This is a genomic window from Streptomyces actuosus, assembly GCF_016921115.1.
Classification (GTDB): Bacteria; Actinomycetota; Actinomycetes; order Streptomycetales; family Streptomycetaceae; genus Streptomyces; species Streptomyces actuosus_A.
In genome coordinates this window covers 259685-285150 of sequence record NZ_JAFFZS010000002.1, presented here as the reverse complement: position 1 = coordinate 285150, position 25466 = coordinate 259685, and the positions used below count along the sequence as shown (strand labels likewise).

At 70.8% G+C, this 25466-nt stretch carries 19 protein-coding genes, 2 tRNA genes and 1 pseudogene; 10 read left to right on the top strand and 12 right to left on the bottom strand.

Translation table 11 applies throughout. The features are described from left to right. Positions 1-133 precede the first annotated feature (133 nt). Positions 134-2194 carry a tetratricopeptide repeat protein gene (locus JS756_RS04215; RefSeq protein ID WP_205381535.1) on the top strand — a complete coding sequence of 687 codons (2061 nt, stop codon included), beginning with the start codon at positions 134-136 and terminating at the stop codon, positions 2192-2194. A gap of 1371 nt (positions 2195-3565) precedes the next feature. On the opposite strand, the gene JS756_RS04210 is transcribed toward JS756_RS04215, so the two are convergent. Beyond that, a tRNA-Ala gene (locus JS756_RS04210) sits at positions 3566-3638 on the bottom strand. Positions 3639-3820: 182 nt separating this feature from the next. On the opposite strand from JS756_RS04210, the gene JS756_RS04205 reads away from it, so the two are divergent. Beyond that, on the top strand, positions 3821-4369 hold the full coding sequence (locus tag JS756_RS04205; protein ID WP_205381534.1) for a helix-turn-helix domain-containing protein: 549 nt from the start codon (positions 3821-3823) through the stop codon (positions 4367-4369). A gap of 139 nt (positions 4370-4508) precedes the next feature. After that, positions 4509-6755 (top strand): serine/threonine-protein kinase, encoded by a 2247-nt coding sequence (locus JS756_RS04200; RefSeq protein ID WP_205381533.1) that lies wholly within the window; start codon positions 4509-4511, stop codon positions 6753-6755. Here JS756_RS04200 and JS756_RS04195 read toward each other — a convergent pair. Both JS756_RS04195 and JS756_RS36535 read right to left on the bottom strand, forming a co-directional pair. Then, a complete protein-coding gene (locus JS756_RS04195) occupies positions 6719-8137 on the bottom strand; it encodes a hypothetical protein (RefSeq protein WP_205381532.1) in 1419 nt (472 codons plus the stop codon). The two genes, JS756_RS04200 and JS756_RS04195, sit on opposite strands and share 37 nt — an antisense overlap. A gap of 86 nt (positions 8138-8223) precedes the next feature. Further along, the gene (locus JS756_RS36535; RefSeq protein WP_003999697.1) at positions 8224-8352 is read right to left on the bottom strand and encodes a DLW-39 family protein; all 129 of its coding nucleotides are present in this window, start codon (positions 8350-8352) and stop codon (positions 8224-8226) included. 294 nt (positions 8353-8646) lie between these two features. Between JS756_RS36535 and JS756_RS04185 the strand changes: the two genes are divergently transcribed. Together JS756_RS04185 and JS756_RS37770 are read left to right on the top strand one after the other, a co-directional pair. Continuing rightward, entirely contained in the window at positions 8647-9036 is a 390-nt protein-coding gene (locus JS756_RS04185; RefSeq protein WP_205381531.1) for a DUF6344 domain-containing protein, read from the top strand. A gap of 144 nt (positions 9037-9180) precedes the next feature. After that, positions 9181-9388, top strand: a pseudogene (locus JS756_RS37770) (site-specific integrase); the annotation flags it as partial. Between the two features lie 55 nt (positions 9389-9443). Here the strand turns inward: JS756_RS37770 and JS756_RS04180 are convergent. The 9 genes from JS756_RS04180 to dnaA all read right to left on the bottom strand — a co-directional run bounded on the left by JS756_RS04180 (position 9444) and on the right by dnaA (position 22394). After that, a tRNA-Ile gene (locus JS756_RS04180) sits at positions 9444-9520 on the bottom strand. Between the two features lie 89 nt (positions 9521-9609). Beyond that, positions 9610-10359: a DUF3566 domain-containing protein gene (locus tag JS756_RS04175; RefSeq protein ID WP_205381530.1), complete on the bottom strand. Its 750-nt coding sequence runs from the start codon at positions 10357-10359 to the stop codon at positions 9610-9612. An 18-nt stretch (positions 10360-10377) separates the two neighbouring features. Next, positions 10378-12972, bottom strand: a complete 2595-nt coding sequence (gyrA, locus tag JS756_RS04170) for a DNA gyrase subunit A (RefSeq protein WP_205381529.1) — start codon at positions 12970-12972, stop codon at positions 10378-10380. A 42-nt stretch (positions 12973-13014) separates the two neighbouring features. Beyond that, a complete protein-coding gene (gene gyrB / locus JS756_RS04165; RefSeq protein WP_205381528.1) occupies positions 13015-15105 on the bottom strand; it encodes a DNA topoisomerase (ATP-hydrolyzing) subunit B in 2091 nt (696 codons plus the stop codon). Positions 15106-15456: 351 nt separating this feature from the next. After that, positions 15457-15990 carry a DciA family protein gene (locus tag JS756_RS04160; RefSeq protein WP_205381527.1) on the bottom strand — a complete coding sequence of 178 codons (534 nt, stop codon included), beginning with the start codon at positions 15988-15990 and terminating at the stop codon, positions 15457-15459. Then, on the bottom strand, positions 15987-17108 hold the full coding sequence (gene recF, locus JS756_RS04155) for a DNA replication/repair protein RecF (protein ID WP_205381526.1): 1122 nt from the start codon (positions 17106-17108) through the stop codon (positions 15987-15989). The genes JS756_RS04160 and recF overlap by 4 nt, the downstream gene beginning before the upstream one ends. Positions 17109-17156: 48 nt before the next feature. Next, entirely contained in the window at positions 17157-18032 is an 876-nt protein-coding gene (gnd, locus tag JS756_RS04150) for a phosphogluconate dehydrogenase (NAD(+)-dependent, decarboxylating) (RefSeq protein WP_205381525.1), read from the bottom strand. 207 nt (positions 18033-18239) lie between these two features. Beyond that, positions 18240-19370, bottom strand: coding sequence for a DNA polymerase III subunit beta (dnaN, locus tag JS756_RS04145; protein ID WP_205381524.1), 1131 nt, complete (start codon positions 19368-19370; stop codon positions 18240-18242). A gap of 1068 nt (positions 19371-20438) precedes the next feature. Continuing rightward, complete coding sequence (gene dnaA / locus JS756_RS04140; RefSeq protein ID WP_205381523.1) at positions 20439-22394, bottom strand: chromosomal replication initiator protein DnaA; 1956 nt, start codon at positions 22392-22394, stop codon at positions 20439-20441. Between the two features lie 377 nt (positions 22395-22771). Between dnaA and rpmH the strand changes: the two genes are divergently transcribed. From rpmH to JS756_RS04115, 5 genes are read left to right on the top strand one after another with little or no spacing between them, the layout of a single operon-like run. Then, positions 22772-22909 (top strand): 50S ribosomal protein L34, encoded by a 138-nt coding sequence (gene rpmH, locus JS756_RS04135; protein ID WP_003956500.1) that lies wholly within the window; start codon positions 22772-22774, stop codon positions 22907-22909. Positions 22910-22930: 21 nt separating this feature from the next. After that, positions 22931-23302, top strand: coding sequence for a ribonuclease P protein component (rnpA, locus tag JS756_RS04130; RefSeq protein WP_205381522.1), 372 nt, complete (start codon positions 22931-22933; stop codon positions 23300-23302). Next, positions 23299-23652 (top strand): membrane protein insertion efficiency factor YidD, encoded by a 354-nt coding sequence (gene yidD, locus JS756_RS04125; protein WP_205381521.1) that lies wholly within the window; start codon positions 23299-23301, stop codon positions 23650-23652. Before rnpA ends, yidD begins: the two co-directional genes overlap by 4 nt. A gap of 3 nt (positions 23653-23655) precedes the next feature. Continuing rightward, on the top strand, positions 23656-24924 hold the full coding sequence (gene yidC, locus JS756_RS04120) for a membrane protein insertase YidC (protein WP_205381520.1): 1269 nt from the start codon (positions 23656-23658) through the stop codon (positions 24922-24924). Between the two features lie 15 nt (positions 24925-24939). Then, entirely contained in the window at positions 24940-25446 is a 507-nt protein-coding gene (locus tag JS756_RS04115) for a Jag family protein (RefSeq protein ID WP_205381519.1), read from the top strand. Positions 25447-25466: the final 20 nt, after the last annotated feature.

The window sequence follows — 25466 nt, the reverse complement described above, 5'->3', positions numbered from 1 at the left end:
GGGCACGCTGTCGACACGGCCGACCGGGTGCCGAAACAATGGAGAGCCACATCACGCAATGGGGGCAGGCGTGTTGCGCTATCTGCGTCGAGAAGGTGGCCCGAGTCGCGGCTGGTTCAGGTACCTGACCGCCATGGGGATCGGAGCCTGCACGGTCGCCCTCGCCGCCACCTGGACGACCGGTCCGCTCGCCACCGGCATCGGTGCGGCCGTCACGACCGTGTACGGCCTCGTGGCGGACCACTTGCGACCGCAGCACCGCCCCTCGCCCGCCGCGGCCCTGCTGTGGACCCTGGACGGGCGCATCCCCCGGCTCGACCGGCTGGACCATCCCGAACTGGCCGGTGTGCACCCCGCGGACGGACATCGCGCGCAGCCCGCGCCTCCGTACGTGGAACGCGACGCCGAGCCGGTGCTGCGAGAGGCCCTCACGCAGGGCGGGTTCGTCCTCATCGTGGGCGAGTCGACCGCCGGCAAGACACGTCTGGCCTACGAGGTCGCCCGCTCGCTCTTCCCCCGGCACTCCTTCGTACGCCCGCTGGCCAGAACCGCTCTGGCCACGGCCGTCGAGGTCGCCCGGCGCCGTCGGCGTGCCGTCCTGTGGCTGGACGATCTGGAGAACCATCTGGGCGCCGACGGCCTGACCACTTCCATGCTGGCCGGCCTGCTCCAGGGGCGCTCCCGCCGCACCGTGGTCCTGGCGACGATGCGGTCGGAGGAGTACCGCCGCTACGACGCCCGGGAGGAGAGCCGGCTGACCGGGTCCGACCGCGACGCCTGGCGAGCCCAGCGCGACGTACTGGACCAGGCGAGAAAGATCCGGCTTCCTCGGCATTGGTCGCCGACCGAACAGCGCCGCGCCGCGGCATATCAGGCGGACGCTCGGCTCCGCGTCGCTCTGAAGTCCTGCGACCGGTTCGGCCTCGCCGAGGTGATCGCCGCCGGTCCCGAGCTGCTCGCCGCGTGGGACCACGCGTGGGCGCCCGGTGCCAACCCGCGCGGGGGAGCCATCGTGGCCGCGGCCGTCGACTGCCGCCGTTCGGGACTGCGACGACCGGTGAGCAGGCAGTGGCTCCGGGAGCTCCATCCGCCGTACCTCGCCGAGCGCGGCGGGCCGGATCTGCAACCCGAGCCGTTCGAGGAGGCGATGCAGTGGGCCTGCAGAGCGGCCTACGCGACCAGCGGGCTCCTGATCGGCAACTACAGCCAGGGCTATGTGGCGTTCGACTACCTGCTGAGTGCGCCGGGCCTGCCCCCGGTGCCGGACCACCTGTGGGAGGCGCTGCTGAGCCGGGCCGAACCCGCCGACGCCTACGACATGGGTCTCGTCGCGCATCAGGCGAACCAGCTGTCGCGTGCGGTGGCGGCTCTCGAACTGGCCCGGGCGGGGGGAGCGGCCGGCGCGGACTTCCTGCTGGCCACAGCCGTCGGAGATCGCGGTCGACCGCGGCAGGCGATGAGCAGCCTGGAGGAGATCGTCCGCCGCAGGCGTGCCGAACTCGGTCCGTGCCATCCCGACACGTTGTCCGCCCGGCACCAGTTGGCGTTCTTCACCGGGGAGGCCGGCGAGACGCACGTGGCCGAGGCCGCGTTCCGTGAACTGGTCGCCGACACGACGGCGGCTCTGGGCCCGACGCACACCGACACGCTGGCCGCCCGCCATCAGGAGGCCTACTTCACCGGCGAGGCGGGCGACACCCGGACGGCCGTCCGGCAGCTCCGCACTCTCCTCGGGGAGCGATTACGGCTGGAAGGACCGGACCACCCCCAGGTCCTCGCCACCCGCCGCAGCCTCATCTGGTTCCGCGGTCTTCTGGAGGACCCGGCCGGGGCGGAACGCGAGGTGCGGGAGCTGCTGCGGGACGCTCGGCGACATCTCGGACCGGACGACCCGCACACACTCGCCATCGTCAGTACGCAGGCGGCCTTCGCGTCCCGAGCCGGCCGAACCGGTGAAGCGCTGGCGGCTTTCACCCGGCTGGTGGTCGACCGCAGCCGCGTCCTCGGTACCGACCACCCCCACGTCGTGCACTCCCGTCTGCAGAAGTGCCAGGCGCTGATCGCCGAGGGCCGGACGGGGGAGGCGGCCGAGGAGCTCATCCGGATCCTCCACGACGCGCAGCGTGTCCTGGAACCGGGGCACCGCCACATCAACAGCGCCAGGAGCATGCTCGACCGCCTTCGGCAGAGCTGACGGGGCTCCTTCCCCGGCGACGCCCGCTCGGCAACACCCGGTGCGGTGTCACCGAACCGCCGACGGCCGCGTGATGCGCGGCGTTTTCCCGTCCGGCGCGGTCGTCCCTTTACCCGGAATGCGATTTCGGCAAGGTCTGCCGGGATTTCTGGCGCCGCGAGTCGACAGGCGTGCGCAGACGCCGACTCCGGTCGTCGAACCGCATTTCCCGCAGCACCAGGCGTTTTCGAAGTCGCCGTTCCCGAGTCCGTGATCCAGGTCGGGAAACCACCGGCCCGGCCCGGCGACTTCCAGGCCCGGATCGCGTCCCGCCAAGTGGTGGAGGAATCCGGACCACCTCGCTCCGGAGGCCGCCTTCACGGCGGTCACCGTCGAGGTTCCTCAGTCGGCTTCGATGCTGCTCCAGGCCGCTGGAGCGGCCTCTGCCCAGGCGTCGGCCCTGCAGGGGTGTGTGACCTGCGGAGTCGCGAACTCCACATCGCTACACCATGTCGCGGGACGCGACCCGGGCCCGACCTGTCGATCCGCCGCAGGAACGACGGTCCGAGGAGAGGCGGACGGCTTTTCCGCCGCCCCGGACGAGGATCGCCTCCGTCGCCCCCTCCGACGGGGGAACCCGGCGCGCCGGGGAATCCGGCGACGACCTCTCCGAGCCGTCCGTCCCCGGACGCCCCGGCGGCATCGCGGCGCCCGGGCCCACCGGTGCGGCTCTGCGGGTCAGCGCCGGTCCACGTCATGAATTCCGCCGCCCGATCGACATGGCTCCCTTTCGGAGAGAGGAACACCGGCACACGCGATCGCGCGGTTCATTCCGCCCCGTTTCCTGCAGGGCCGTTCCTGTCGGGGAACTGCACGGGGACGACGACCCGAGCCCGTTCGCGACCGTGTTGTTGCAACGCATCTGGAATGTCGTGTGCGCGTCACGCCTATCGGTCACGTCACGCGCGCAAGGGCCCGTCGGAAACATCAGGAGAACCTCGGGATGCCCGCCGGATCCCCATCGGATCCCCGGGGAAGAGAGGAAAAGCACACGCGTGACGGCCGTCTCCCGGGCAACGGGAGGACAGGGCGGCCTGCTTCACGGCGGAGCGTTCGTACTCCCCCTCGGGGGGCTCCGCGGGTCGCGCACGCGTCCGCCGCCCCGAGTCGGCCGGGCGGCCACCGCGCCCCTGCCCGTGCACCCGGCCCCGGAGGCACTTCACGACCGCCTCGCCCCGACGGCCCCGGACTCCCGCCGCCCGCCCACCCGCGCTGGGGGCCGCACACCGCACGCATGCCGTGGACGGGCCGGGGGCCGGCACGAGCCGGCCCCGTACATGCGAGAAGCCCCTCCTGACCACCTTTTCGCAGGTCAGGGGGGCTCTCACCAGGTGGAGCCTAGGGGAGTCGAACCCCTGACATCCGCCATGCAAAGACGGCGCTCTACCAACTGAGCTAAGGCCCCTCACGGGATACGTCCACCCGGAAGCGCGGCATCCCGGCGGGCGTCGTCGACCAGACTACCCGGTCGCCCCCGCTATCTCCCAACAAGATTGGGGGTCCCCGCGGACGACCACGCTCCGTAAGATGCACGGCGTGGTTCGCGACAGCGAAGCACGTTTCTTGGGGAAGCGATGGGGAGACGCAATGGACGCCGCACAGCAGGAAGCCACCGCGAGAGCGCGGGAACTGCAGCGGAACTGGTACGGGGAGCCGCTGGGGGCGCTCTTCCGTAAGCTCATCGACGACCTGGGCCTCAACCAGGCGCGTCTTGCGGGGGTACTGGGACTGTCCGCACCGATGTTGTCCCAGCTGATGAGCGGTCAGCGGGCCAAGATCGGAAATCCGGCCGTCGTGCAGCGCGTGCAACTGCTGCAGGAGCTCGCCGGACAGGTGGCGGACGGAAGCGTCAGCGCCGCCGAGGCGATCGAACGCATGGAGGAGATCAAGAAGTCGCAGGGGGGCTCGGTGCTGAGCAACACCACGCAGACGACCAGCAGTTCCGGAGCGCCCACCGTCAAGCGCGTGGTCCGCGAGATCCAGTCGCTGCTGCGCTCGGTGTCCGCCGCCGGCGACATCCTCCAGGCCGCGGACACTCTCGCCCCGACCCACCCCGAACTGGCAGAGTTCCTCCGGGTGTACGGGGCGGGCCGCACCTCCGACGCGGTCGCGCACTACCAGTCCCACCAGAACTGACCCGCTCGAAGGCCCCTTGACCAGGGGGACTCAGCGGGTTCGGCACCGCGCCGGAGGGCACAGGAGCGGACAAAGAACCCGAGGCCACCCGGATCCCGGGACGTGCCGCGGGTCACAGGGGGAGGAGCAGCGCACAGCGATGGGTGAGGTCTTCGCCGGCCGGTACGAACTGGCCGACCCGATCGGCCGCGGTGGCGTCGGCGCCGTCTGGCGCGCCTGGGACCACCGCCGCCGCCGGTACGTGGCCGCCAAGGTCCTGCAGCAGAGCGACGCGCACTCCCTGCTGCGCTTCGTCCGCGAGCAGGCCCTGCGGATCGACCACCCGAACGTGCTCGCCCCCGCCAGCTGGGCCGCCGACGACGACAAGGTCCTGTTCACGATGGACCTCGTCACCGGCGGCTCACTGGTCCACCTCGTCGGGGACTACGGCCCCCTGCCCCCGGCCTTCGTGTGCACGCTCCTGGACCAGCTGCTGGCGGGCCTGGCGGCCGTGCACGCGGAGGGCGTCGTCCACCGGGACGTCAAACCCGCCAACGTGCTCCTGGAGGCCACCGGCACCCGGCGGCCCCGGCTGCGGCTGTCCGACTTCGGCATCGCCATGCGCCTGGGCGAGCCGCGTCTGACGGAGACCAACCTCGTGGTGGGGACGCCGGGTTACCTCGCTCCGGAGCAGATGATGGGCGCCGAGCCGGACTTCCCGGCCGACCTGTTCGCCGCCGGCCTGGTCGCCCTGTACCTGCTGGAAGGCGCCAAGCCGGACGCCAAGGCACTCATCCAGTACTTCGCCGAGCACGGCACCCCGGGAGCCCCCACGGGCATCCCCGAACCGCTCTGGCAGGTCGTGGCAGCGCTGCTGCAGCCCGATCCCGAGGCGCGTTTCCGTACGGCGACGGGAGCCCGCAAGGCGCTCGCCGCCGCCGCGGAACTCCTGCCGGAACCGGGGCCCGACGACGAACTGATCGAGGTCTTCGACCAGATCGGCCCCCTGCCGCCGGGCTTCGGCCCGGACGGCCCCGACCGCCCCGCCCGGCGAGGGACCGGAGCCGGGACCGGGACGGACACGGGACCAGGAGCAGCGGCCGGGGCCGAGCCCGGAGTCGGGACGACGGGCGTCGGGACAGGCTTCGGGGCCGCTGCCGGAACCGGGACCGGAGCAGACGGCCGGCCCGGAGCCGGAACAGGGGCAGGGGCAGGGGCAGAAGCCCACCCCGGAGCCGGGACAGGAGCCCGGAGCGGGAGCGGGACAGGAGCCGGGACCGGCGGGGAGCGCCGGCACGGCCTCCAGGGCCCCCCGCCACCCCTCCCGGCGCACCCGGCGCCCCCGGGGAGCGGCACCGGCAGCAGCGCCACCCCCGTGACCGGAACGGGCACGCCTGCGGGCGCCGGCACGGGCTCGGGATCCGGCACAGGCGTGGGCGCGGGCTACGGGTCCGGCCCGGTGTCCGGTACCGGTGCGGGCGACAGCCCCGGCGCCGCTCTCTCCACGGGGCCCGAACCGGCGCCCGAGGCGGCCGGTCCCGGATCCGGATCCCACGTGGCGGCCGGTCCCGGGTTCGGATCCCCGTCCGCCTCCGGGACCCGCTCCGTCCCCGGCCCAGGGGCCAGCGCCGGCTACCCACCCCCCGGCCCGCCGTCCGGAGCCGGCTACGGCGCCCCCGGATCCGCCGCCGCCTCCGGCCACGCCGCCCCCGGGGCCGCCTACGGTCCCGACCATGCCCCGGGAGCCCTCTACCTACCGGGTCACGGTCCCGACCCGCACCCCGGCCCGCCTCCCGGAGCCGCCCCCGAACCCGTGCCCGGCGCCACGCCGTCCGCTTCGGCGGTCCACCCCGCTCCGGCCCCCGGCTTCACACCGCCGCCCCGGCCCGGCACCGGCACGGACACCCCGCCCTCCGTTCCCCACCCCCCGGCGGATCCGCCCCCGTTCTTCGCCTCGCCGTCGTCCCCGCCCCGGCACCCGGCACAGACACCGACACCGCCCACCGCGCAGGCACCCGCGCCGGGGCACGTCCCCGCTCCTTCACCGCACCACCCCGCCCGGCCCTACGGTCACCCCGCTCCGGCCCGCCTCCCCGAAGCCGAGGCCGAGGCCGGGGGCGGGGCCGCCTTCGCCCTGCCTCCGCACCGGTACGGCCACCCGGCGGGCGACACGTCGACCGCGTCGTACACCGCCCGGGACCCGCGCGTCGCCCCCGCCCCCGGTCCCCTCACCATGCCCGCACCCGCACCGGGATCCGCCTCTCCGGAACGTGCGCCACGGCACGGGTCCCGCTCCGCGCGGGCCCGGCGCCGACGGGCGGGACCACCCGCCCGTGTGGCGGTGCCGTTGCTGCTGCTCGCGCTGGTCTGCTACGCCGTGGGCTTCTGGGCGCTGGCCCGGGTCTGAGCCGCCGCGGAGGCGGACGCGGTCGCCGCCGCTCGGCGGCGGGCCGCGATCGTCCAGGCTCCGAGCAGGACCAGCAGCAGGGTCCCCGCGCCGATCCCGCCGGCGGCGAGCGCCTTCATCGCCGGCCCGCCCCCTGCCGCCGGGCCACCGGTCGTGCCGGCCGCGCCGGCCGCGCCGGCCGGCAGGCCGCCGGTGAGGCTGCCTGCGGCGGCCGCGGCCTGCCGGTCCCGGTCGGTGACCTGGAAGATGTCCTCGGGTGTGGACCCTCCGGCGTACCCGGGCCCGGGCTGCCCCGGGGCGCCCTCGACCCGTACGCGCAGGGTCAGCGCGAACGCCCCGTCGCCGTAGCGCTCGGCGACCCGGTCCGACAGGTGCAGGGCGAGGTAGTAGAAGCCCGCGAACCGCATGCCGCCGACGGCGTCGCGGACGGCGTAGCGGTTGCGGTAGGCGACCGGGGGGAGGGCGGCCAGGGCAGCCGACTTCTGACTGCCGCCGTAGTTCGCCGTCGCGTCCGCGACGGGCGCGCGCACGGGGTTGTACAGCGACAGCCCCAACGCACCGGCGACGAGTCCGGACCCGCCCCGCCGCGTGCTGCCCAGCTCGGCCGTCGCCGACAGCTGCTGCCCCCAGTCGACGGGCACCTTGTAGAACAGGGTCTGGCCGGGGGCCGCGGCAGCGCTCCACACGCCCTGCCCCACCGGCGCCGCCGTGACGAAACCGGCTCCGCCCCCGAGTTCGCGGGGCGTGCCGGACTGCGGCGCGGGCGAGGCGGAGTTCCAGGCGTCGGGCGCGCTCGTCGGGCCGGGCTCCTGGAGGGCGGGTTCGGCGGCCGCGGTGAGTTCCAGGTCGAAGCTGTCGTCGGCGGCGGCCGAGGACGACGTCCTCAGGCGTTCGACGACGACGTAGTAGGTGCCCGCGTCCCGGCAGGCGGACCGGCCGCTGTCGGCACCGCGCGTGCCCCACGCCGTGATCGGCCGGGCACTGCGCGCGGCGCCGAAGCTCGCGGTGTCGGTGGAGCAGTAGTGGCTGTCGGCGTCCTGCAGGGCGACCCGGATGCCGTCGGTGACGGCGACGTCGGAGCCCGGCGGGGGGACGGCGGTGACGGCGACGTACGCCGTCGACGCGGCCTCCAGGTCGAGGCGGTAGTAGGTCTTGCCGCTCGGTGGGAGGGTGGAGCGGTAGCTGCCGCCGGGTTCGACGAGGCCCGCGTCGGCGGAGTCGGCGGCGCCGGCGAGGGTGCGGTCCGCCGGGTCGAAGGCGTAGCCGCTGCCGTTCGCCGTCCCGGCCGCGGCGGCCGGGAGTCCGGGCAGTGCGGCGACCGCGCCGAACACGGCTGCGGCGACGGCCACGCGGATCGTTGCCCTCGGCGTACGCCGCCCCATGACGCGCCACCCCCTCGCGACCGCTGCTGCACAAAACCCCGACCGCGGCGGCGGTCGGGGTCTGTTTCAGATCGTGGTGTCGGTACTCACGAACCCGTGGGCACGGAGTCAGTCGCCTCCGTCCACAGATCCTGCTCGGCGCGATCCGCCTGGATCTGGCGGTACACGAGGAGCCCGCCGATGGCGGCCAGTGCGACCAGGAGAAGCTTCTTCACCGCGCGACCTCGTCTTTCTTGACGTAGGGGACCTCTGGCGCCCGACTATACACACCGACCGATACCGATCGGTGACCTGGATCCGGGCTTCAACTGGCCCCCCGCGCACCGCACTCGAAGCGGACGACACCCCTCCGACCAGGCCCGCTCCGCCCGTTCCCGAGGCCCGTGCCTCCATCCGGGTGGTGTTGCCGGGAACATCGACGCGCCACGGGCGTCGGTCCCCCACTTCGCGACCTCCATACACATCATGAGGAAAGTACGCAAATCGCCCAACCCGAAAGTGAGGGAATCATGTCCCGGAACCAGGTCAGGACGCTGTGGACCGTCATCGCCGCCGCCTTCGTCGCGCTGTTCACGGCGCTCGGGCTGATCACCACGACCGCCGCGGCGGCGGTAACCCGGAACGAGCCGGCGCGCAACAGCGACCCCGAGGGCGCCGAGAGCCCAGAGGTGACGATCCCCGCACAGTCCCCCTGGTCCTGGACCTGGTCCCATGCCCGCGCCCTGCCACCTACCATGAAGCAGCGCATCCGCGCCGAGGCCCACGGCACGTCCCCCCACTGCCGGCACCGCCCGCTCGCCGACACGGCCTCCGACACCGCCTCCGACGCCCCTGACGCCTCTGGCGCCTCCCGCGACACGCCGCCCCGGACCGAGCCCGCTCTCCCTCTGCAGCGCTGAGGCGCAGCCCCCACCCTGTACACGGACGGCGACTTGCGTACAGCAGTCCTGCACGCGGAAAACGGCCCGGCCGCTCGACAGAGCGCCGGGCCGTCGCCGTGTGCCCCTCTCCGACGAGCGACCGCCTCGTGAAGCGGGCCGGGCGGCGTCCGCCGCACCACGGTGCGGCTCGCCCGGCACACCTGCGGCACCCTGCCGGCCTTTCTGAAGGTGCACCCCAAGGTCGCTCAGGCGATCCTGCGGCACAGCCGGACCAGCATGACCCGGACGTCTGCACCCACGAGGTCGGCGACGGTGAGCGCGAGGCGGTGGGATGCTCGCCGGACTCCTGGAAGATCCACTCGTCGGCTGATGTCGGCCACGGATGCCGAAGACCCCCGGTCGATGCCGACCGGGGGTCTTCGTGCTGGTGGGGCTAACAGGATTTGAACCTGTGGCCTCATCCTTATCAGGGATGCGCTCTAACCAACTGAGCTATAGCCCCGCCGCGCTCTGCGGTGCGTGTCCCGCGCGCTGACTCCTGAAGATTAGCGCACGACCGTGGCAGTCCCAAAATCGATATGCGTGGGGGTCTCACTCGTCCTCGGCGAGGGTCAGCTCGACGCCGCCCACGAAGCCCGCGGAGAGGTTGTAGATGAAGGCGCCCAGGGTCGCGAGGGCCGTCGCGAGGACGACGTCGATCACCGCGATGATCGTGGTGAACATCAGGACGTGGGGCAGGGACAGGAACGCCTGCAGGTCGAAGCCGTTCGACTCGTTCGAGCCGGTCGCCTCCGAGATCGTGCCGCCGACCGTGGAGAACACACCCATGGCGTCCATGACCATCCACAGCACCGCGGACGCCACGATCGTGCAGATGCCCAACGCGATGGAGAGCAGGAAGCTGACCTTCATCACCGACCACGGGTCGGCCTTGGCGACGCGCAGCCGCGCCTTGCGGACGCGGGGCGTGGTGCGGGCGCCGGTGCGCGGCCGCCGGACCGCGCCGCTCTGGGCGGCGTTCTGGGCGGCGTTCTGCGCACCGGCCTGCGCGGCGGTCGGGTAGGCCTGCGGCGGGTGGTAGGGCCCCGTGGGCTGCTGCGGCTGCCGTTCCCCCGGCAGCGGTGATGCCCCCTGCCCCGCCGCCGCTTGCGTCTGCGGGCCTCGGGTGTCCGTCACAGGTCCCCCCTGGGATCCATGCATGTCAGGCGAGTCGGCCGCAGGCGGCTTCACCGCTTTGAGATTGGTGGTGTGCGGGTCGCTCGCATACGCGGCGGAGCCACGGCCGCCGCCGTCCGCCTCCGTACCGGTACCGGTCGGCCCGGCGCCCGTGGCTCCGCTCACGATGACTCTCTCCTCGTCCTACTCGGCCGAGGGCGCCTCACCCTCGTCCGTACCGGCGGCAGCGGCCTCCTCGACGGTCTCGTCCACGGCCACGTCGCCGTCGACTTCCTCCGCCTCGCGCCCCGCCTCGGCGTTTCGGGCGATGCCGACCACGGCATCGCGCTTGCCCAGATTGATCAGTTGGACGCCCATGGTGTCACGGCCCGTCTCCCTGACCTCGTTGACTCGCGTGCGAATCACGCCGCCCGAGAGCGTGATGGCGAGGATCTCGTCGTTCTCCTCGACCACCAGCGCGCCGACCAGTGAGCCGCGGTCCTCCACGATCTTGGCGGCCTTGATGCCGAGGCCACCGCGACCCTGGACGCGGTACTCGTCGACGCGGGTCCGCTTCGCGTACCCACCGTCGGTGGCGGTGAACACGAACGTACCGGGTCGAACGACATTCATCGAGAGGAGTTCGTCTCCCTCACGGAAACTCATGCCCTTCACACCCGACGTCGCCCGCCCCATCGGCCGCAGCGTGTCGTCCGTCGCGGTGAACCTGATCGACTGCGCCTTCCTGCTGATGAGCAGCAGATCGTCGTCGGCCGAGACCAGTTCGGCCCCGATCAGCTCGTCGTCCGAGCCGTCCTCCCGCTCCCGGAGGTTGATGGCGATCACACCGCCCGAGCGGGGGGAGTCGTAGTCCTTCAGCGGCGTCTTCTTCACCAGGCCGGCCTTGGTCGCCAGGACCAGGTACGGCGCCGCCTCGTAGTCCCGGATGGCGAGGATCTCCGCGATGGCCTCGTCGGGCTGGAAGGCCAGCAGGTTCGCCACGTGCTGGCCGCGCGCGTCCCGGCCGGCGTCCGGCAGCTCGTAGGCCTTCGCCCGGTACACCCTGCCCTTGTTGGTGAAGAACAGCAGCCAGTGGTGGGTCGTGGAGACGAAGAAGTGGTCGACGATGTCGTCTTCCTTCAGCTTCGTGCCGCGCACGCCCTTGCCGCCGCGCTTCTGCGCCCGGTAGTCGTCGGCCTTGGTGCGCTTGACGTAGCCGCCTCGGGTGACCGTGACGACGATGTCCTCCTCGGCGATCAGGTCCTCGATGGACATGTCGCCGTCGTAGGGCACCAGCATCGTCTTGCGGTCGTCGCCGTACTTCTCGACGATCGCCGCCAGTTCCGCGCTGACGATGCCGCGCTGGCGGACCGGCGAGGCCAGGATCTCGTTGTACTCGTTGATCTTCGCCTGGAGCTCGTCGTGCTCCTGGACGATCTTCTGCCGCTCCAGCGCGGCCAGGCGGCGCAGCTGCATCTCGAGGATGGCGTTCGCCTGGATCTCGTCGATCTCCAGGAGCCCCATCAGGCCGGTACGCGCGACCTCGACGGTCTCACTGCGCCGGATCAGCGCGATGACCTCGTCGATGGCGTCCAGGGCCTTGAGCAGGCCGCGCAGGATGTGGGCCCGCTCCTCGGCCTTGCGCAGCCGGAAGCGCGTGCGGCGGACGACGACCTCGATCTGGTGCGTCACCCAGTGGCGGATGAACGCGTCCAGCGACAGGGTGCGCGGCACTCCGTCGACCAGCGCCAGCATGTTGGCGCCGAAGTTCGTCTGCAGGTCGGTGTGCTTGTACAGGTTGTTCAGGACGACCTTGGCGACCGCGTCCCGCTTCAGCACGATCACCAGGCGCTGGCCGGTGCGCGACGACGTCTCGTCGCGGACGTCCGCGATGCCGCCGATCCGGCCGTCCTTCACCAGGTCGGCGATCTTCTGCGCCAGGTTGTCCGGGTTCACCTGGTACGGCAGCTCGGTGACCACCAGGCACTGGCGGTTCTGGATCTCCTCGACCTCGACCACCGCGCGCATGGTGATGGAGCCGCGGCCGGTGCGGTAGGCCTCCTCGATGCCCTTGCGGCCCACCACCAGCGCGCCGGTGGGGAAGTCCGGGCCCTTGATCCGCTCGATCAGCGCGTCCAGGAGCTCCTCGTGCGAGGCCTCCGGGTTCTCCAGGTACCACTGGGCGCCGGACGCGACCTCGCGCAGGTTGTGCGGCGGGATGTTGGTGGCCATGCCGACCGCGATGCCGGCCGAGCCGTTGATCAGCAGGTTCGGGAAGCGGGACGGCAGGACGGTCGGCTCCTGCGAGCGGCCGTCGTAGTTGTCCGTGAAGTCGACGGTCTCCTCGTCGATGTCGCGGACCATCTCCATCGACAGCGGCGCCATCTTGCACTCGGTGTAGCGCATCGCCGCCGCCGGGTCGTTGCCCGGGGAGCCGAAGTTGCCGTTGGAGTCCACCAGAGGCATCCGCATCGCCCACGGTTGGGCGAGGCGGACCAGCGCGTCGTAGATGGAGGAGTCGCCGTGCGGGTGGTAGTTGCCCATGACGTCGCCGACGACGCGGGCGCACTTGTAGAAACCGCGCTCGGGACGGTAGCCGCCGTCGTACATCGCGTACAGCACGCGGCGGTGGACGGGCTTGAGACCGTCCCGCACGTCCGGCAGCGCACGCGAGACGATGACGGACATCGCGTAGTCGAGGTACGAGCGCTGCATCTCGGTCTCGAGCCCGACGGGCTCGACACGCATGGCGGTCTCGGCGCCCTCGGCAGGCGTGACTGGAGTGTTCTCGTCGGCCATTGCTGGTGAAGATCCTTCCTGGTGCGGTCAGCTGAGACCGACTCAGATGTCGAGGAAGCGGACGTCCTTGGCGTTGCGCTGGATGAACTGGCGGCGTGCCTCGACGTCCTCGCCCATCAGGACCGAGAACAGGTCGTCGGCCTGGGCGGCGTCGTCCAGGGTGACCTGGCCGAGCACGCGGTGCTCCTGGTCCATGGTGGTCACGCGCAGCTCCTCGGCGTTCATCTCGCCGAGGCCCTTGAAGCGCTGGATCGAGTCCTCCCTGATCCGCTTGCCGCGCTGACGCCCCATCTCCAGCAGCGCGTCGCGCTCGCGGTCGGAGTAGGCGTACTCGATGTCGTCCTTGCCCCACTTGATCTTGTACAGCGGAGGACGGGAGAGGAACACGTGCCCGGCCTCGACCAGCGGGCGCATGAAGCGGAACAGGAACGTCAGCAGCAGCGTGTTGATGTGCTGGCCGTCGACGTCGGCGTCCGCCATCAGGATGATCTTGTGGTAGCGGAGCTTGGCGATGTCGAAGTCCTCGTGCACACCGGTGCCGAAGGCGGAGATCAGCGCCTGGATCTCCTGGTTCTGCAGGATCTTGTCGATCCTGGCCTTCTCCACGTTGAGGATCTTGCCGCGGATCGGGAGGATCGCCTGGTACTCCGGGTTGCGGCCGGACTTGGCCGAGCCGCCGGCGGAGTCGCCCTCGACGATGAAGATCTCGCACTTGGTCGGGTCGTTGGACTGGCAGTCCGACAGCTTGCCCGGCAGGGACGCGCTCTCCAGCAGGCCCTTGCGGCGGGTGAGGTCGCGGGCCTTGCGGGCCGCCACGCGCGCGGTGGCCGCCTGGATGCCCTTGCGGACGATGTCCGCGGCCTCGACCGGGTTCCGGTCCAGCCAGTCGTTGAGGTGCTCGTAGACCGCCTTCTGCACGAAGGTCTTGGCCTCCGTGTTGCCCAGCTTGGTCTTCGTCTGGCCCTCGAACTGCGGCTCGCTCAGCTTGACCGAGATGATCGCGGTCAGACCCTCACGGATGTCGTCACCGGTGAGGTTGTCGTCCTTCTCTCGCAGCAGCTTCTTGTCGCGCGCGTACTTGTTGATCAGGCTCGTGAGGGCCGCGCGGAAGCCCTCCTCGTGCGTGCCGCCCTCGTGGGTGTGGATGATGTTCGCGAAGGAGTACACGCCCTCGCTGTAGCCGCTGTTCCACTGCATCGCGACCTCGAGGGACAGGCTCTTGTCCTTGTCCTCGGCCTCCAGATCGATCACCGTGGGGTGGACGACCTCTCCCTTGCGGGAGTTGAGGTACTTCACGAAGTCGACGATGCCGCCCTCGTAGTGGTACGTGACGGTCTTGACCTCGGCCTTCTCGTCGGCGCCCGCCTCGTCCGCGCCGCTGGTCGCCTTCGCCGACTCGCGCTCATCGGTGAGTCTGATCGTCAAACCCTTGTTGAGGAACGCCATCTCCTGGAAACGCCGCGACAGCGTCTCGAAGGAGTACTCGGTGGTCTCGAAGATGTCCGGGTCGGCCCAGAAGGTGACCGAGGTACCGGTCTCGTCGGTCGCCTCGTGCTGGTCGAGCGGGGCCGTCGGGACGCCCAGCTTGTAGTCCTGCGTCCAGCGATGGCCGTCGGTCCTGATCTCGACGGCGACCTTCGAGGACAGCGCGTTCACGACGGACACGCCCACGCCGTGCAGACCGCCGGAGACCGCGTAACCGCCGCCGCCGAACTTGCCGCCCGCGTGCAGCACGGTCAGCACGACCTCGACGGCCGGCTTGCCCTCGGAGGGCACGATGCCCACGGGGATGCCGCGGCCGTTGTCGACGACGCGCACGCCGCCGTCGGCGAGGATCGTCACGTCGATGGTGTCCGCGTAGCCGGCCAGCGCCTCGTCGACGGAGTTGTCGACGACCTCGTACACCAGGTGGTGCAGACCGCGCTCACCGGTGGAGCCGATGTACATACCGGGTCGCTTGCGGACCGCGTCCAGACCCTCGAGGACGGTGATGGCGCTGGCGTCGTACGAGGCCGCCGCGACCTCGCTGTTCGAGGGGAGGTCGCCCGCGGCGGTCGCGCCTTCGTCGGTGGACGGGAAGTTCTCGTTGGGGTTGCCGGAATCGGCCACGAAGCGCCCTTTCTGGCACAGCACGAGCCGGGCTCGTCGGCGGGTTGCCGGAGCGGCTGCGGCATGTTGCGTTGGTAAGCCTTGATCAGCGTTGCTCAGCGTTTCCCGGGCGGTCCCCACGATGGGGCGGGATTGTCTTCCAGTCTACCGGTAGCACTGACACTGATGGGGGTTTGCCGGTCCCTGAGTCCGCATGTGCCGCCCTCAACCGGTCTCGGCCTACTCCCGATATACGGATGGGGGCTCCAAGAGGCTCACAGCGGCACTCAGCGCTTCGGGCTGTCAACCCTTCGCTACTCCCGGGTCAGGTTCCGGGGCGCGCCCCGATTCGCCACCCTGTGCGACCCCCCGCACCCGGTCCGGATGTGACGTCGGTCACCCGTACGTGTCACCGGGTCCGCGACCGCCCGGAGCGCGCAGGGGACCGTACCGGCGCGCCGGTACGCCGGGGCCCTGCACCCGGATCATGCGGACCCGTCCCTGTCCCAGATCCTCGTTGAGCCGTGCCACCAGCTGCGGAGCCAGCAACCGCAGGTTCGTCGCCCACGCCGTGGAGTCGCAGCGCACGAACAGCACCCGCTCGTCCTCGTCGTACCGCTCCGGCACGCAGTGCTTGGCCACGTCCTCCCCGACGATCTGCGGCCAGCGGCCCATCACCCCGCCCACCGCCGCGGGCGCCTCCCAGCCCCGCTCGGTGATCAGCCGGTTGATCGCGGCCCCCAGCGCCATCGGGTCCCGCCCGTCCGCCCGCGCGCCCGACCGCAGCCCCCCGCGCCGTGCCTGCCGCTTCTGCCGCACCGCGTCGCCCCGCGCCCGCGCCGCCTCCTTCGCCGCCCGCAGCGCCACCCGCGCGAGATCGACACCCGAGGGCTCGCGCGCCTCGCCCCGGACCGGCTCGTCGCCGCTCATACGCGCTCCACCGCCCCGCCCGACACCGCGTACCGCGCCCCGCTCAGCACCTGCGGCACGTCGTCGTCGACGGCGGCCGTCACCAGCACCTGCTCACCGGGCGCCACCAGCTCCGCCAGCCGCTCCCGGCGCCGCGCGTCCAACTCGGCGAAGACGTCGTCCAGGATCAGCACCGGCTCGTTGCCCTCGGCCCGCAGCAGGTCGTAGGAGGCCAGCCGCAGCGCCAGGGCGTACGACCAGGACTCGCCGTGCGAGGCGTACCCCTTCGCGGGCAGCTGGCCGAGCTTGAGCACCAGGTCGTCGCGGTGCGGCCCCACCAGCGTCACCCCGCGCTCGACCTCCTGCCTGCGGGCGTCCGCCAGCGCCGCCATCACCTGGGCGAACAGATCCTCCCGGCTCACCGCCTCCCCCGGCGCCGACGGCCTGTACTCCAGCTGGAGCGGTCCCCCGCCCGGCGCCAGTTGCTCGTACGCCTTGTCGGCCAGCGGCTGGATCGCCGCGATCAGGTCGAGCCGCTGCGCGAGCAGCTCGGCACCCGCCCGCGCCAGGTGCTGGTCCCACACGTCCAGGGTGGACAGGTCCATCGAGCGCCCGCCGTGCCGCCGGGCCAGCGCGGCGCTCTTCAACAGGGTGTTGCGCTGCTTGAGCACCCGCTCGTAGTCCGAGCGCACGCCCGCCATGCGCGGCGACCGCGCGGTGATCAGCTCGTCGAGGAAGCGGCGCCGCTCCCCAGGATCGCCCTTCACCAGCGCGAGGTCCTCCGGGGCGAACAGGACCGTCCGCACGATCCCCAGTACGTCACGCGGCCTGACCTGCGACGACCTGTTGATACGGGCCCGGTTCGCCTTGCCCGGGTTCAGCTCCAGCTCCACCAGCTGCCGGCGCTCGCCCTGCCGGACCTGCGCCCGGATCACGGCCCGGTCGGCGCCCACGCGGACCAGCGGCGCGTCGGAGGCCACCCGGTGGCTGCCGAGGGCGGCGAGATAGCCGACCGCCTCGACGAGGTTCGTCTTGCCCTGCCCGTTGGGGCCGACGAAGGCGGTGACGCCCGGGTCCAGCGGGACCTCGGCCCGGGCGTAGGAACGGAAGTCGGCCAGCGACAGATGCGTCACGTGCATGGTCGTTCGCCGACCTCCCCGGCGTTCAGGTGGTACTGCTGCGGATCGTTACTTCTTCTCGACCGCGTGGCCGCCGAACTGGTTCCGCAGCGCCGCGATCATCTTCATCTGGGGCGAGTCGTCCTGGCGGGAGGCGAACCGCGCGAACAGCGAGGCCGTGATCGCCGGCAGCGGAACCGCGTGGTCGACGGCGGCCTCCACAGTCCAGCGTCCCTCACCGGAGTCCTGTGCATAACCCCGGAGGTCGTCCAGGTGCTCGTCCTCGTCGAGGGCGTTCACCGCGAGGTCGAGCAGCCAGGAGCGGATGACGGTGCCCTCCTGCCAGGAGCGGAAGACCTCGCGGACGTTCTCCACGGAGTCGACCTTCTCCAGCAGCTCCCAGCCCTCGGCGTAGGCCTGCATCATCGCGTACTCGATGCCGTTGTGGACCATCTTCGCGAAGTGGCCCGCACCGACCCGACCCGCGTGTACCGCCCCGAAGTCGCCGTCCGGCTTGAGCGCGTCGAAGACGGGCTGCACCTTGGCGACGTCGTCCGCGCCGCCGCCGTACATCAGCGCGTAGCCGTTCTCCAGGCCCCACACGCCGCCGGAGACACCGCAGTCGACGAAACCTATGCCCTTGGCCGCCAGTTCCCGGGCGTGCCGCTCGTCGTCCGTCCAGCGGGAGTTGCCGCCGTCCACGACCACGTCACCGGGCTCCAGCACCTGCGCCAGCTCGTCGATCGTGGACTGGGTCGCCTCGCCGGCCGGGACCATCACCCACACCACACGCGGGCCGGAGAGCTTGCCCACAAGCTCCTCCAGGCTGTGGACATCGGCGAGATCCGGGTTGCGGTCGTATCCGACGACGGTGTGGCCCGCGCGGCGGATCCGCTCGCGCATGTTGCCGCCCATCTTGCCGAGGCCGACGAGACCGAGCTCCATCAGTTGTTTCCTTAGGTCGCTGTGTGGCGTGCGGGGCGCTCTCGCACCCCTGGGGCACCCTCGTACCCCTGTCCGAGCCTAAACCCGGACCGTCACGCACAGCTGTGGGCATACGCGCTCATACGTACACCCTCACCTGCGGGTTCTCCCACAGGCCGAGGCCTGTTGCGCACCGGCCTGTGGACAACCTCCAGGGAGCCCCGGGCCTCAGCCGCTCAGCCGCACCGGCATGATCAGGTACTTGTAGGCCGTGTCCGCCTCGGCGTCCACCGCCGGCTTGCCGGACAGCAGCGCGGGCTTGGTCGACGTCGTGAACGACAGCTGTGCCACGGGGGAGTCGATCGCGCTCAGACCGTCCAGCAGGAACGTCGGGTTGAAGGCGATCGAGATGTCGTCACCCTCCAGCTGCGCGTCCACCCGCTCCACAGCCTGTGCATCGTCACTGGAGCCCGCCTCCAGGATCAGCACACCCTGCTCGAAGCTGAGCCGCACCGGGGTGTTGCGCTCGGCGACCAGCGCCACGCGCTTGACGGCCTCCACGAACGGCGCGGTCTCGATGGTGGCCACGCTGTTGAACTCCGTGGGGAACAGCGTCCGGTACTTCGGCAGGTCGCCCTCCAGCAGACGTGTCGTCGTCCGCCGCCCGGCGCCCTCGAAGCCGATCAGCCCCTCGCCCGCACCCGAGCCCGACAGCGCCAGCGTGACGCTGTCGCCGGCGCCCAGTGACTTCGCGGTGTCCAGCAGTGTCTTGGCGGGCACCAGGGCGACCGCCGAGGCGTCCGGGTTCTCCGGCTTCCACAGGAACTCGCGGACCGCGAAGCGGTAGCGGTCGGTGGAGGCCAGCGTGACCGTGTCGCCCTCGATCTCGATGCGCACACCGGTCAGCACGGGCAGCGTGTCGTCCCGGCCCGCGGCGATGGCGACCTGCTGCACGGCGGCGGAGAAGACCTCGCCGGGGACGGTGCCCGTGGCGTTCGGCATCTGCGGCAGCGCCGGGTACTCCTCGACGGGAAGCGTGTGGAGGGTGAAGCGCGAGGAGCCGCAGACCACCGTCGCCCGTACACCGTCCGTGGAAATCTCCACCGGCCGGTTGGGGAGGGCGCGGGAGATGTCCGCGAGCAGCCGGCCCGAGACCAGGACGGTGCCGTCCTCCTCGACCTCGGCGTCGACGCTCACGCGGGCGGAGACCTCGTAGTCGAAGCTGGACAGGCTCAGCTGGCCGTCCTCGGCCTTCAGCAGCAGGCCGGCGAGCACAGGCGCCGGCGGACGGGCCGGGAGGCTGCGCGCCGCCCAGGCCACTGCCTCCGCGAGTACGTCGCGTTCCACCCGGATCTTCACCGTAAGCCGCCTCCTGCTGTTGCCGGCGCTTCTCGCCCTGCTTCGCCTTCGTCGTCTGTCCCGGTGTCGGCCGCCCCGGAGAGGGGAAGGACACCGGGGACCAGTCTGACGCACCGCAGTGACAGTAGGTGCCTCTCGGGGTCAAGTCGTGACGAGGGGCGGTCGGGCAGCTCGGGGCGAGTTGTGCACAGGTCCCGCTTCGAAACGGATTCCAGGCTCTCTCTAGTCGTTCGTAGTAGTAGGGCCTGTGGAAACCGTGGATAACCACGTTTGCCCAGCTCAGAGCGGGAATTTTGTCCACGGGCCCTGTGGGCGGAGACGGTGGACAACCGGGGGTCTCTGTGGAGAACGGAAAGTTCTGCACATCCCGTGCACAGGCCGAGGGCAGTTCTCCCCAGACCTGTCCCCAGCTTTACCCCGCTTTCCCACAGCCCAACCAGGCACCTTCTTGTGACGCCTTTCACTCCGGCCGGTGAGGAGCCGTGCCGGGTTGCCGAACAGTGGACAGAGATGTGGAGAAGCCACTGATCGCTGGGGACAACCGGTGGGAAGCTGTGAGTTGCTCGTGGACAACTTCGTGCACAGCTTGTGGATCGCCGCTTTGTCCACAAGCTGTGGACAACTTTTGTCCACGAATCCACATGCCGCTGACCTGCCCAGACGTCTCCCTGGTGGTCACCCTGTGGACGACGATCTGGAGAACTTCGCGGTCCCCAGTCTGTGGACGGAAGAAAGTGCCCCAATCTGTGGAGAAGAGCCGTAACCCCTCAGCTATTCGAACAGCGAGCGGCACGCCTGTGCCCCCGGCATCGAGCCGCCGCATGACGAAGGGCGCCTCCGGAACCCGTCCGGAGGCGCCCTCGGGCGCTGTGGGTGGCTTGCTCGGTGACTGGGTGACTGGGTGACTGGGTGACTCGGTGACTCGGTGCCCGGCGTGGCCGCGGGCAGCCGAGAGGACGGGCCGGTTCGGCCTTGCCGTGTGTGGCCGTGCCGCGGGTGGGCGGGGCGGCACGCCGTGGGCGCCGAGCCGTGAGCAGCCGTGCTGTGTGTTGCCGTGGGGGCGCCGCGTCAGCCGTTCTTGATGCGGTTGGTCAGCTCGGTCACCTGGTTGTAGATGGAGCGTCGCTCGGCCATCAGATTGCGGATCTTGCGGTCCGCGTGCATGACCGTCGTGTGGTCGCGCCCACCGAACAGCGCACCGATCTTCGGCAGTGACAGGTCCGTCAGCTCCCGGCACAGATACATGGCGATCTGCCGCGCGGTGACCAGGGCCCGGCCGCGGGAGGTACCGCACAGGTCCTCCACCGTCAGCCCGAAGTAGTCCGCCGTCGCGCTCATGATGGCCGTCGACGTGATCTCAGGCGCCGAGTCCTCGCCGCCGGGGATCAGGTCCTTCAGGACGATCTCTGTCAGGCCCAGGTCCACCGGCTGCCGGTTGAGCGACGCGAACGCCGTCACCCGGATCAGCGCGCCCTCCAGCTCGCGGATGTTGCGCGAGATGCGGGAGGCGATGAACTCCAGCACCTCCGGCGGGGCGTTCAGCTGCTCCTGCACCGCCTTCTTGCGCAGGATCGCGATCCGCGTCTCCAGCTCGGGCGGCTGGACGTCGGTGATCAGGCCCCACTCGAAACGGTTCCGCAGCCGGTCCTCCAGCGTCACCAGCTGCTTCGGCGGCCGGTCGGAGGAGAGCACGATCTGCTTGTTCGCGTTGTGGAGCGTGTTGAAGGTGTGGAAGAACTCCTCCTGCGTCGACTCCTTGTCCGCCAGGAACTGGATGTCGTCGACGAGCAGGATGTCCATCTCGCGGTAGCGCTTGCGGAAGCTGTCGCCCTTGCCGTCGCGGATGGAGTTGATGAACTCGTTGGTGAACTCCTCCGAACTCACGTACCGCACCCGCGTGCCCGGGTAGAGGCTGCGCGCGTAGTGCCCGATGGCGTGCAGCAGGTGCGTCTTGCCCAGCCCGGACTCCCCGTAGATGAACAGCGGGTTGTAGGCCTTCGCCGGCGCTTCCGCGACGGCGACCGCGGCGGCGTGCGCGAATCGGTTCGAGGCGCCGATGACGAACGTGTCGAAGAGGTACTTCGGGTTGAGCCGCGCGGTCGGCTCGCCCGGGCCGGCCGCCGGGGCCGGCTGCGCCGCCAGCGGCCCGGGAGCCCCGGTGGCCGGCAGGTTCGGGCCGACGGGGCCGCCGCGGTGCACGTGCCCGGAACCGGGCGGCGGCTCGGGCAGCTCGCGCCGGCCGCCGTCGCGCTGGTCGTAGTCGCGCTGGTCGTAGTCTCCGCGCGGGTGCTCGTACTCGCCGCGCGGGGCGTCGTAGTCCGGGCGCTGGTCGTAGGGCGGGCGCTCGGGCCGGTCCATGGACGGCGCCCGGTAGTCCTGCGGCGGCTTGCCGTAGGAGTCCTGCCCGCCGTAGGAGTCCTGAGAGGACGGCGAGGCGTACGGGTCTCGCTCGGGGAAGCCGAGCCGCTGCTGCTGCCAGCCGTAGTCGTCCTGCGCGGAACGCGGCCAGGCGCCCGGCTCGGGGCGCTGGTACTCCGAGGGGTAGGCCGGGCGGGCGGTCGGCAGCTGGTCGGGGCGGGAGCCCGGATGCTGGTCGTCGCCGCGGGACGGCAGGTGCTCGGCACGGTGGCGGCCGTAGCCCCCGTCGTAGGGAGCCTCGTACGGGGAGTCGTACGCGGGCAGCTCGGGCTGCTCGTCGTAGCGCTGCTGCTGCTGGGCCGGCGGCGCGGGCGGGGCCGGGGGCTCGCCCACGGAGTCGTCGACGGTGATCGCGATGCGGATCGGACGCCCGCACTCGCGGCTCAGGGTGTCGCTGACGATCGGGGCGAGCCTGCCCTCCAGCACGCCCTTCGCGAATTCGTTCGGCACGGCGAGGAGGGCGGTGTCGGCGACCAGCGCGAGCGGCTGGGTGCGCCGGAGCCAGCGCTCGTCCTTGGCCTCGACACCTTGGCCGCGTCCCTCACCGAGGAGCTTCTCCAGCACGTGTGGCCACACTGCGGCAAGATCGGCAGGTACGTCAGCCACAGGGCACGCTCTCTCGCAGGTCCCACGATCGTGTGATCCGGGACGGGTCGGGATGTAAATCGGTGTGGGTCGGGGACAAGGGAACGAATCGGAGTCCAGTCACGGTAGTCAGCGCGACGGGTACGGTTCAAGTCGTTGTCCCCAGCCTGTGGATAGTGTCTCCCGGCGCCCCCTGGTTTGACCGGATGGCGTAGCCGCGCGTACCGTAACCAGGTCGAGTTGTCGATGGCTGCTGCCGCCTGCCTCCGATGGGCACAGATCGCGTTCAAGGTGATCGGAAAGCGGTGCACTGAGGCGTGACTGCGAGCTACTCGTGGGCGCACGGTGACAGCCAGGACGGCACCCCGCCAACACCGATTTCTTTCTGGAGCCCCCGAGTGAGCAAGCGCACCTTCCAGCCGAACAACCGTCGTCGCGCGAAGACCCACGGCTTCCGGCTGCGTATGCGCACCCGTGCCGGCCGCGCGATTCTCGCGTCCCGCCGCAGCAAGGGTCGCGCCCGTCTGTCCGCCTGATCCCGATCAGGTCATGACGTCGTGCTGCCCACCGAGAACCGGCTGAGGCGGCGCGAGGACTTCGCGACCGCGGTACGACGGGGGCGCCGGGCCGGCCGCCCGTCCCTCGTCGTCCATCTTCGTAGCGGTGCCACGGACCCGCACGCGCCTGGGGAGAGCGCTCCTCCGACGCGTGCGGGTTTCGTCGTGAGCAAGGCCGTGGGCGGTGCGGTCGTCCGCAACAAGGTGAAGCGCAGACTGCGCCATCTGATGCGGGACCGGATCGCTCAGCTTCCCCCCGGTAGCCTGGTAGTGGTAAGGGCGCTACCCGGTGCGGGTGACGCCGACCATGTACATCTGGCCCGGGACCTGGATGCCGCCCTCGAGCGGCTGCTGGGAGGGGGCGCGCGATGAAGTACCCGTTGCTGGCTCTGATCAAGCTGTACCAGTGGACGATCAGTCCCCTGCTGGGGCCGGTCTGCAAGTACTACCCGTCGTGCTCCCACTACGGCTACACGGCGATCGACCGACACGGCGCGATCAAGGGAACGGCACTCACGGCCTGGCGCATTCTGCGGTGCAATCCGTGGTCGCTGGGCGGTGTGGACCATGTTCCGCCGCGCAAGCGCCCGCGGTGGCACGAAATGCTGCGTGACGCCTGGCGTGCACGCAGGGGCGGGACCTCCGCCGCCGAACCGGGCCCCGACGGGGACACCCCGCCGGGTCCGGCCGCAGAGACCTCGCCCCATGCCCAAGGAGCATGATTAGTGGACACGATTGCCAGCCTCTTCAGTTTCATCACCTGGCCCGTCTCCTGGGTCATCGTCCAGTTCCACGCGGTGTACGGTGCGATTTTCGGGCCTGACACCGGATGGGCCTGGGGTCTGTCCATCGTGTCCCTGGTGGTCGTGATCCGGATCTGCCTGATCCCACTCTTCGTGAAGCAGATCAAGGCGACCCGCGCGATGCAGACGCTCCAGCCGGAGATGAAGAAGATCCAGGAGCGCTACAAGAACGACCGGCAGCGTCAGTCCGAAGAGATGATGAAGCTGTACAAGGAGACGGGTACCAACCCGCTCTCCTCGTGCCTTCCCATCCTGGCGCAGTCCCCGTTCTTCTTCGCCCTGTACCACGTGCTCAACGGCATCGCGACGGGCAAGACGATCGGGGTCATCAACGAGGACCTCCTCGCCAGCGCCCGGCAGGCCCACATCTTCGGTGCCCCGCTCGCCGCGAAGTTCATGGACAGCCAGGCGAAGGTCGAGGCGCTGGGCGCCTCGCTCACCGACGTCCGGGTCGTCACCGCCATCATGATCGTCCTGATGTCGGCGTCGCAGTTCTTCACCCAGCGCCAGCTGATGACGAAGAACGTCGACACCACGGTGAAGACGCCCTTCATGCAGCAGCAGAAGATGCTGATGTACGTCTTCCCGGTCATGTTCGCCGTGTTCGGCATCAACTTCCCCGTCGGTGTCCTCGTCTACTGGCTGACCACCAACGTGTGGACCATGGGCCAGCAGATGTACGTCATCCACAACAACCCGACCCCGGGTTCCAAGGCTCAGGCCGCCTACCTGGAGCGCCTGTCCAAGCACGTCGCGCACCACGGCAAGACCCGCAACCGTCGCGAGAAGGCCATCGTCAAGGCCATCGTCACCAAGGGCCGCGACCGCAACGAGTTCGAGCGCAAGTTCATCAACGGCCTGAACAAGGCGGGCCTGGCGGCTCAGCCCGACGGGTCCGTGGTGATGGGCGAGGCCAAGGCCGCCGCTCAGACCGAGGACGGTACGGCGCAGGCGACCGCGAGCGAGACCCCGAAGCGGCAGCAGCCCAAGCGGCAGACGAAGTCCCAGCGTCAGTCGACCGCGTCGGCGCCGTCGGCGCCGTCCTCGCCGTCGCTGAGGAAGTCCGGCGAGCCGGAGGACGCCCAGCCCGACAGCGCGGCCAAGAAGCCTGCCTCCGGCACCCGCAGCAAGGCCCAGAGCGGGCAGCGCAAGGGTGGTCCGCAGCGCCCCAAGTCCCCGTCCAAGAAGTAAGAAGGAGCCCATCCCGTGACGGAAGGCACCACCTCCGCCGAGGGTGCAGACACCCTGACCCGCCTGGAGCAGGAAGGCGAGATCGCGGCGGACTACCTCGAGGGTCTGCTGGACATCGCCGACCTCGACGGCGACATCGACATGGACGTCGAGGGCGACCGTGCCTCCGTGTCGATCATCAGTGACACGGGCGGCCGCGACCTGCAGAAGCTGGTCGGCCGGGACGGCGAGGTGCTGGAGGCGCTGCAGGAGCTGACTCGGCTGGCCGTGCACCGGGAGACCGGCGACCGCAGCCGCCTGATGCTGGACATCGCCGAGTACCGCGCCACGAAGCGTGCCGAGCTGGCCGAGCTGGGTGCCAAGACGGCGGCCGAGGTCAAGAGCAGCGGTGAGCCCAAGCAGCTCAAGCCGATGACCCCGTTCGAGCGGAAGGTCGTGCACGACGCGGTCAAGGCGGCCGGCCTGCGCAGCGAGTCCGAGGGCGAGGAACCGCAGCGGTTCGTCGTCGTGCTGCCCAACTGATTCGGTACGTACGTATCCCT

Coding starts and splice junctions, on each gene's coding strand:
- JS756_RS04215 (WP_205381535.1), top strand. CDS start 134: ATGGGGATCGGAGCCTGCACGGTCGCCCTCGCCGCCACCTGGACGACC.
- JS756_RS04205 (WP_205381534.1), top strand. CDS start 3,821: ATGGACGCCGCACAGCAGGAAGCCACCGCGAGAGCGCGGGAACTGCAG.
- JS756_RS04200 (WP_205381533.1), top strand. CDS start 4,509: ATGGGTGAGGTCTTCGCCGGCCGGTACGAACTGGCCGACCCGATCGGC.
- JS756_RS04195 (WP_205381532.1), bottom strand. CDS start 8,137: ATGGGGCGGCGTACGCCGAGGGCAACGATCCGCGTGGCCGTCGCCGCA.
- JS756_RS04185 (WP_205381531.1), top strand. CDS start 8,647: ATGTCCCGGAACCAGGTCAGGACGCTGTGGACCGTCATCGCCGCCGCC.
- gyrA (WP_205381529.1), bottom strand. CDS start 12,972: ATGGCCGACGAGAACACTCCAGTCACGCCTGCCGAGGGCGCCGAGACC.
- JS756_RS04160 (WP_205381527.1), bottom strand. CDS start 15,990: ATGAGCGGCGACGAGCCGGTCCGGGGCGAGGCGCGCGAGCCCTCGGGT.
- recF (WP_205381526.1), bottom strand. CDS start 17,108: ATGCACGTGACGCATCTGTCGCTGGCCGACTTCCGTTCCTACGCCCGG.
- gnd (WP_205381525.1), bottom strand. CDS start 18,032: ATGGAGCTCGGTCTCGTCGGCCTCGGCAAGATGGGCGGCAACATGCGC.
- yidD (WP_205381521.1), top strand. CDS start 23,299: ATGAAGTACCCGTTGCTGGCTCTGATCAAGCTGTACCAGTGGACGATC.